The following is a 6487-nucleotide window of genomic DNA, read 5'->3' as shown; positions in this document are numbered from 1 at the left end:
TCCTGGGCAAGCTTGGTTATCTCGATGTTTCAATCCACGCGCCCGCATGGGGCGCGACTATGATATGACCGGGAACGTCTGGCAATGGCTCGAGTTTCAATCCACGCGCCCGCATGGGGCGCGACTGTATATATTCTAACTGCTGATAATTCCAGCAGTTAATAATCCAAAACCGCTAAACAAAAACTTTTTGGCATAATGTTTTCAAAGATCATTAAAATGATTATTTGTAATATAGTAGAAAGTTTTCCGCTATCCACCCAATATAATATAGATAGCATCCGGTTAGCGCTAGACGATTAATGGCTCATCCAGCTCCACAGGGGCATTAATGCCGTGATGCTCCACACGGCGCTTCCAGTTGCTTCCCAGGAAGTAAAATCTCAAGCTATCCTCGCCGGGATTATATAATTTCAACAGCTTTGCTTTAAAAAGCTCCCATTTTGCTGGATCTACCTTGCATTCAAAGACCGATTTCTGAACCCTTATGCCATGATTGACGCATTCTTTCGCGACAAGGCGAAGACGCCTCCTCCCAAGACCGTCTATAGTGGAAACATCATATGACACGAGGACCATCATTATCGTCACCTCACTTGATGTAGAAAGGAGGATATTCGCCGATATCTCCCCTGATATAACGGGCCAGCAGCATTGCCTGGATATGCGGAAGAAGGCCGATGGTTGTTTTATCCTCAAGAAGGGGATGCGTAATCACTTCATCTTTCCTTTTCTGGTATGCGATTATTGCTTCCTTCCGCGCCTTGTCGCTTAGCCTTATTTCTCCCGTTTCCTTTTTCTCGAAATCGTCCCTTGACACCTGGTTCAGGTTGATAAGATTCAGAACAACCCTGTCGGCTATGTACGCCCTGTATTCCTCCATGATATCAAGGGCAAGACTCGGCCGTCCAGGACGTATTCTGTGGAAAAAGCCCACCTGAGGATCGAGGCCAGTCGTTTCAAGGGCTGACCTGATATCGTTCACCAGTATCATATATACAAAGGACAGCAGGGCGTTGACATTATCCAGGGGCGGCCTCTTTGATCTGCCCTTGAACACGAAGTCTTCTTTTTGTGATGTTATCATGGAATTGAAACAGCCGAAATACAAGGCTGCGCATTCACCCTCATAGCCCCGCAATTCATCTGGATTTGAGGTATGTTCGACTTTAGAGAGATTCGACGCCAGTGTTCTGACACACTGCTCTATAGATGAACAATCGGATTCAGCGCCATGGTTTCGTATATGACGCTGGAGGAGGTTTCGGCTGTTGGCGATTTTAGCGGCGACGATGTTTTTCGCTATCTTCATGGAACGCTCATTGGAATCAGAGATTGCGTATTGCTCCTTCCTGAGAAGCACATTGCCCTTTTGCTCACCGTACACGCGAGCCAGAAACCGTCCGGTCCTTGAAAGATAGCTTATGCCGATATTATTCTCGGCGCAGAATGCCATGAGGGCCGGTGTGACTGGTTTAAAGCCGAAGCATACGATATTCTCGATTGTCGCAGCCGGCGCCTGTAACGCTTTCTTGCCGTCCAATTCGACGACAAATGTTTCACCCTCTTTACGTATAAATGCGTCCGGTGATGAAATATACAATGTGTTAAGATGACGCTTCATCGGTTATGAACAATCCTTCAATAAAACGCTTTATTTTTCGCTCACCGAGTTTCGGCATACATTCGTCATTGAGCGAGCAAGTATCGCATTTTTTTTGATATTCACCGGCTGGGACTGATCGACATCTTATCATATCATGAACAGCGCCTATGGCATCGATGGTTATCTTTCTTAATTCTTCAGTCATCAAGGCCTTGACCCTGTGCCGTGTTTTTCCATAAAACAACGCTCCTTCAGGGATATGGACTCCTGTCATCTCCTCAAGACAGATAGCCTGGGCGCAGAGCTGCACCAGGTCCCTCTCATCCGTTTTCGGTTTTCCCGATTTATATTCAACCGGGAAAGGCCTCATGACGCCCTGTTCATCCTTGAATTCAACCACATCGGCCCTGCCGGAAAGCCCGTATTCCCTGCTGTAGATATTCAGGCTGCGGACGACATGATCCGAACCACGAGTCTCCTCCTCTCCAGAATCGACCCGTTCATGGAGCACCCTCCCCCTGGCGGTGAACCTGTTCTCTTCCCATAGGCCATGCACATGTATCAGCCCGCATTGCCGAGGGCAGAACATGTAATGCTGCAATGAAGAGAGTTGGATGAAGTCATCGTCGGTGTACATTATTCAGTCCGCTTTTTCCAGTATCCGGGCTTTCTCTTCATATGCATTAATGCCAAAATAACGATGCGATCATCTTCCCTGTGATAAAGAACAGCGAAAGGAAAACGATTTATAATGCATTTCATGATATTTTCCGTGACAGCAGGCCATGAATCTGGATATTTTTTTATCCTGTTCAAAGCATTCCTCACCTCGGCGGCGAATTCGAACCCAAGACCGGGACGTTCGGAGTTATAGTATTCTACAGCCCCGGCGAATTCATCCAAAGATTCTTCCAGAAAAAAAATCTTCATTTTTTACCGTCTTTTTCGATGCGATAAAATACTTCATCTTCAGATATAACGGTAGATTTACCGCTCTTGTAGTCGGCAAGGCGACGTTCAGATTCTTCGACCCAGGCTTTTTCTACTTCAAGATCGGTTTCCGGATCGAAGGTTTTATATATTTTGTCTATTAATTCAACCCGTTCAATTGGAGAAAGTAATTTGATCTCCTCAAGTATTTTTTGTGCAGTTTGTGTCATAGGCGTCTCCTTTTCCTTGCATTTAATAATATAATTCTTTTTTTCTAATAAAATCAAACAATTTAATCATTATTGGCCAGGAATTATTTCAGGATTTAATCCATCCAATGGATTGAGAATTATATCATAATCACTTATACTTTCAGGTTCTTTTTGCTCATCTTTCAGTTTAACCTCCAAGGAACGATGGACCTTTGCCGATGAATACTGTCCATTTTTGTTATTATGTTTCCACCAGATTACCTCAACTACCTCCATGCTGCCTTCTGGACGAGCGGAAGACGCATCATTTACAAACAGAGTTTTCAAAGCCGCTTTGATTTTTTCCGCATCAGCATCAGAAAAGTCTGTCTTGCTGGCAAGTTGTGTGTTAATTGCACCAAAAGTCACATAAACACCTTTATCAACCCTGTGTTTCATACCCATCGTGTCTGAAGATTTTTTATCCGGGTTATTTTCAGTTTCCAGATTGACACTCTTTGTTATTTGTAGACTATCCGGCGTTATCGGCTCGATGCTGAACGCGCTCTGGATTGTTACTGGACCGCGAATTCCTATAGACACAGCATCTGAATTATCTTCTGTATCGTCCCCATCTTTGCCTTTCTTTGCTTTAAAAGCAAAAACTTGTCCAAAAGCTCTCACGTCAAACCATTCTTCAGAAGCATTGTCTCGTATTTTATCAGACTTTCTATTTTTTTCCTTAAATTCTTTATCCCACTTTTCTTTCGCATTCTTGAATCGGTCATTAAGTGAACGGAAATCATCAGCACGATTGTCATCGGACTGTACAAAAATTGATTCACCCATATCTTGTAGACGATTACGCATCTTTCGTTTAAGACATACATCGGAAATTTCACCGAAACCATCATATGTTTGACGCGGACGGTTCCCGTTTAAAGGATCTCCGTTCGGATTAGCCCGTTTTACTGAAATAATCACTGCAAAATCGATTTTGTTTTTAAGCGCTTTACTGTCCGTCATTGTCATTCTCCTTTTACTTATTTATGGATTTCTTTTTGTCACCAGCGGTCCTAGCTAATTGATCAATGTAATCACGCTCATGGTAATACCCGAGCAAATATAATCCACTTAAGGGTTTATCTTTTTCGAATTCACCATTTTCAAATAGTTGTGTTACAAATTGAATTTCATTGAATGCAAAACTCCCCTTAACTTTCTGAATATACGGATTCAAGCAACCATGTATCGTTTGCCAGGTTCTGTATGGGCGCTGGACAAATGCTTGCATATGTCTGATTGCGGCAGTAACCACTCGATCATTTTCCTGTTTATAAAGCGCAAACTCCTCCAGTTTATCCGCCGCGCCAAGCAGTCTGCCATAAAGATAATTGCGGTCTGTTCGATTTAATTCAATACTCAATTTTAATTCCTCCTTTTTGTATTGTTTATAATCTTTACGCACCAATGCACACGCTGTTGATATAATTTCTCCGAAACTTTTTCGATCAAATTTATTATTCTTTGTGATGCTTAAAGGATTAGAAGCCCTCCGAACAGCCGACACCACATAATCCCTCGGTAGGATGGCTCCATCAAAAATACAACGGAGCAACCGCTCTCTGGCTGCTTTTTTTATTTTCGTATAACTCTCATCACTCCCTCCGCGGGGCTTTCCATAGGCTGCCTCAATTATTTTATCCACTGACGGCGCTCCCGTGTAAGGAACATATTTTTTGTTTTCATTATCCCAAAACTGTTGATTCCATTTGCAGCCCTCATGCCAATCTGCTATTTTTTCGAGATACTCGGTTCGATCTAATTCACGATAAAAAGTTATGGAAAGACGGCCTTGTGTTGCCGCATCCAACGCTATTACAGCCGTTTTAGCATGTTGTTGTAATGAATCTTTGTATTTAAAACCATCGAGAGACTTCCGCAAAGCTTCGGCATAATCAAATCCAGAATCTGCACGCAGATTTATTTTGAGATCACCATCTGTTCTTTTTATGTCTCCCTGGAAAAGAGCCCAAATACTTTCCTCGTCAAGCGGTGGTTGCAATAATTTACTGATCGTACCAATCGTAAAAGATAAAATCACCTGCTCTCCACAGTAGTACCCTCGATCATTGATAAGATACCGCAGAAACTGGTGAGCTTTTTGCGATGTCTCATATCCAATCGATACAGCTTGTGATGAATCTTCAAACTTGCCACGGAATGTATAATTTATCTTATCATTATCAGATACAAGTTTTGAATTTGCCGAAGCGTTTGAAATTTTTTTTGGGTGGAAACAAGCAACAGATTGAAGATCACCGCCTGTAATATAGTCCAATGATATCACATCTTTGAGTTCTATCAGTTCTTTTAAATGTCTCTTTTCATCTGAAGACAAATTTGCTTCACCCGCCAGTTTTCTTTCAGCCAATTTTTTCTCTTCAGCACGTTTTTTCTTAATATCGAGATAATATTGGTGCCATGCGTTAAAAACCATCTCATCTTCCCATGCTTTAGATTGTGGGCTACCCGAGATTTCAACCTGAAAAACGAGGAATGTTTTGTCTTTTAACCTCAAGTTCTCGAGATCAGAGGCAACAGTTTTTTTTGCAACATATAGATAAATTGCTTTTATTTTTTCTGTTGCATAATCTGATTTCGCAAAATCTTTCAATTGATCGATATAGAGATCATATTTTTTCCCATTTCCTTTAAGATATTCAAATTGATCAAATACCGGGTGTGGGGAAGGACCGCTTGATCGCCCAATACTCTCCTCTGTCACCGGTATAGTAATATTGACTAGATGGGTCCCAATATTTTTTTTGATTTTATCTGACCGTTTTTCAATTTTATCGGTACGTATTAATTTCCCTTTCCCATCAATAACGATTATGCCAATCATGTCTCCATTATTGGTTATTGAAGTTGTCGAAAGCGGATAGATTATACGTAACGCATCAGCATTCTTTTCATAACTATCTACTAAATTTTGCCAAAATCCCATAATTATTCCTCCAATAATAAATCCGCAACATTGGAATCCTCATCAATAAATAAAAAGTTCCGATTGTTTTCAAATTCCTTTGCTGTCATTTTTCGAATAAACCGCCGCAATGAAGGTTCACAATCTTTCGGCATAGGGAACTTTATAATACCATTTTCCATCTTTGCCCTCCAGAAACGAACGCCAAGCTCATCATTCCCTGTCTCATCGGGATAATCATATCCATGGAACATGACGCCTAAATCCAGCTCTCCATAGTTATCGTAAAAACTTATACCTTCACCGAAAAAGCAAGGCTCAACATATCCCTGGCATTCCCGCGTGCCGAGAAAGATGTCACGCCTCCCCCCCCTTTCTATACTGCGTTTTGCGATATTGTGATGCTTATTTTCGTCACGGTCTCCAGTCAGATTTTGGCGCTGATCGTTCCACTCGAAATGGACAAGAACTTGATACTCGACATCTTTCAAATATGTATAGAAAGATAGATCGTTCCCCCCACTCATCTTTATTGGCTTGATACCCTTAGATTCTGTCTGAATTTTTTTCATTATCCGAACAGCATCGATATACCAAATAAATGTCGGTTTCCAATACACACTCTCAAGAATACCCTTGATTGCTTGGTAAGTCGGTATTTGATAGGAAAATTTCTCTCCACCAACCCGAGTGATCGGATCCGCAAACATTGCATATCGTCCCATGATTTTTAACTCTACTGAATTCCTTTTTTTATCCATGCTAACACCT

8 protein-coding genes are annotated in these 6487 nt (G+C 41.7%); all 8 read right to left on the bottom strand.

The window, feature by feature from the left end; translation table 11 throughout:
* Positions 1-291: 291 nt before the first annotated feature.
* On the bottom strand, positions 292-582 hold the full coding sequence (gene cas2 / locus KA369_19660) for a CRISPR-associated endonuclease Cas2 (GenBank protein MBP7738202.1): 291 nt from the start codon (positions 580-582) through the stop codon (positions 292-294).
* Positions 583-592: 10 nt separating this feature from the next.
* Positions 593-1624, bottom strand: coding sequence for a type I-C CRISPR-associated endonuclease Cas1 (gene cas1c, locus KA369_19655; protein ID MBP7738201.1), 1032 nt, complete (start codon positions 1622-1624; stop codon positions 593-595).
* Positions 1608-2243 (bottom strand): CRISPR-associated protein Cas4, encoded by a 636-nt coding sequence (gene cas4 / locus KA369_19650; GenBank protein ID MBP7738200.1) that lies wholly within the window; start codon positions 2241-2243, stop codon positions 1608-1610. The genes cas1c and cas4 overlap by 17 nt, the downstream gene beginning before the upstream one ends.
* Positions 2243-2509 carry a type II toxin-antitoxin system RelE/ParE family toxin gene (locus KA369_19645; protein ID MBP7738199.1) on the bottom strand — a complete coding sequence of 89 codons (267 nt, stop codon included), beginning with the start codon at positions 2507-2509 and terminating at the stop codon, positions 2243-2245. Before KA369_19645 ends, cas4 begins: the two co-directional genes overlap by 1 nt.
* Positions 2510-2532: 23 nt before the next feature.
* Positions 2533-2766 carry an addiction module protein gene (locus tag KA369_19640; GenBank protein MBP7738198.1) on the bottom strand — a complete coding sequence of 78 codons (234 nt, stop codon included), beginning with the start codon at positions 2764-2766 and terminating at the stop codon, positions 2533-2535.
* A gap of 69 nt (positions 2767-2835) precedes the next feature.
* Positions 2836-3753 (bottom strand): type I-C CRISPR-associated protein Cas7/Csd2, encoded by a 918-nt coding sequence (gene cas7c, locus KA369_19635; GenBank protein ID MBP7738197.1) that lies wholly within the window; start codon positions 3751-3753, stop codon positions 2836-2838.
* Between the two features lie 13 nt (positions 3754-3766).
* Positions 3767-5737, bottom strand: a complete 1971-nt coding sequence (locus KA369_19630) for a type I-C CRISPR-associated protein Cas8c/Csd1 (GenBank protein ID MBP7738196.1) — start codon at positions 5735-5737, stop codon at positions 3767-3769.
* A 2-nt stretch (positions 5738-5739) separates the two neighbouring features.
* Entirely contained in the window at positions 5740-6477 is a 738-nt protein-coding gene (gene cas5c, locus KA369_19625) for a type I-C CRISPR-associated protein Cas5 (protein MBP7738195.1), read from the bottom strand.
* Positions 6478-6487: the final 10 nt, after the last annotated feature.

The sequence above is a fragment of the Spirochaetota bacterium genome, assembly GCA_017999915.1.
Lineage (GTDB): Bacteria > Spirochaetota > UBA4802 > UBA4802 > UBA5550 > RBG-16-49-21.
The sequence above is the reverse complement of the archived record's forward strand: the minus strand, read 5'-3'. Positions and strand labels throughout refer to the sequence as shown.